Raw genomic sequence first — 1,600 nt, 5'->3', positions numbered from 1 at the left:
TGCGGATGACGCGGTGATCGACAACGCCGACGGCGACGCGGACTACGCGTTCGTCGGTGCGCATCGGAAGCTCTACGAACACCAGGGCTCGGTCGCGATCGTGCAAATGGGCGCACGAGTCTTCGTGCCGGCGTTGGGCAGGTTCCTCAGTGTGGACCCGGTCGAGGGTGGGGTGGATAACTCCTACGTGTATCCGACCGACCCGATCAACAAGCTCGACCTCACGGGCATGTTGAGCGCGGACGCCTACCAGAAGTGGCACGACAACGGTCAAAAGATGATTCCGTCGTTGACGGGTCGCTCGCAGACGGCGTTCGAGCGGATGTGGGTGTACAACTACAGCAATCGAACTTGGCGATCAGCGGGCGATAATTTTCAGCGTTTCAAGCGGGAAGTGCGTGTTTGGGCCAAGTCACCTGACGGCGCTGCAGCTGCTGACGGGTTGGCTGTCTTGGCGGCGGCGTCACTCGGTGTCGCCGTGTTCGCTAAGAACCCCGTGATCTCGGGGCCTGCGCTAGCCATTTCCTATGTTGCAGGCGGTCTCTCGACCGGGATCTCTTGTACCAGGGACTTCAGTTCAGGTGCTTGCGTTGTGGGAATCGCAGGTGCAACGTTCGGTGGCGCGGGCGCCGCGGCGCGGGGCGGTGTCCAGATCATTGCCGAGATCTGGAGCGGGATGGCGACGACTCTTGGCACCGTAACGACTGTAGGGTCTTGGCTGAAGTGAGTACCGAGCGGAAGCCGAACACCGGGAAGGGGTTGACGATCGATTGAAGAAGCTCGGATTGGTACTCGCCTTTGTGCTGGTCATCCCTCCAGTTCTGTCGCTCGCTGCTCGACTTGCAAACGGCGAGGTCGACCGGGGTGGGCAGGTGATGCTGTTGGTGGTCGCCGTCGCGGCTCTGGCGTTCTTTGCGCTCTTAGCCTTCCTCGCACGGGTGGGTTCTATGAGGCGCAGAACGCAAGCCACGATCATGTACGGTCGTCCGCTGAGAGAGGCTGTCGTGGTCGAGGATGTCCTGTTGCGTGGCGGCTCGATAATCGGGATTCACTCTGCTCGTGTCTCTCATGTCGACTCCGATGCGTCCGGGCGCCCACGTGGCCGAGGTGCCACTCTGGTCAAGGTTGCAGGGGTTGTGTCAGTTATCCAGGGTGTCAAGAGCCCTCGAAGCATTGCTACGTTCGCCGCCGGTCATCTGCGGAGCGCGACGCTGCATTCGGAAGCTTCCGGAATCCACACGATTCACTACGTAGCTCTCCGTTTCTCGACTGATGAAGTCCACACGGAGCTTTCGTACGCGCTACTTCGAGGACCGCTTCTTCAGCCGCAAGGCGAGAAAGCTCTGCGTCGTCACGTTGATGAGATGTGGGGCACTCAACTGGCTGACCGTCCGGATGTTCGCTAGAGGCTCGGCTCTGTCCTCTCCAACCGGCACCTGTCGACCACGGTCACTGATACGGGGGTGGCCACGAAGGTGTCATACACCCGCGATGTGACCAACCGCATCGTGGCCCGCACGGTCACTGTCGATGGTGTCGAGCTGTCGGCGACGCGGTACGCGCATGCGGCGGCGGCTGACGTGTCGGGTCTGGTTCTGGA

General features: G+C 61.4%; 1 protein-coding gene. It reads left to right on the top strand.

Features of this window, described 5'->3' with window-relative positions; genetic code table 11:
* Window positions 1-727, top strand: a 727-nt coding sequence (locus FK219_RS13270) for an RHS repeat-associated core domain-containing protein (RefSeq protein ID WP_210416834.1), incomplete at its 5' end; no start/stop codon positions are given.
* Window positions 728-1,600: the final 873 nt, after the last annotated feature.

It is taken from the genome of Microcella pacifica (assembly GCF_009371975.2).
GTDB lineage: Bacteria > Actinomycetota > Actinomycetes > Actinomycetales > Microbacteriaceae > Microcella > Microcella pacifica.
The sequence above is the reverse complement of the archived record's forward strand: the minus strand, read 5'-3'. Positions and strand labels throughout refer to the sequence as shown.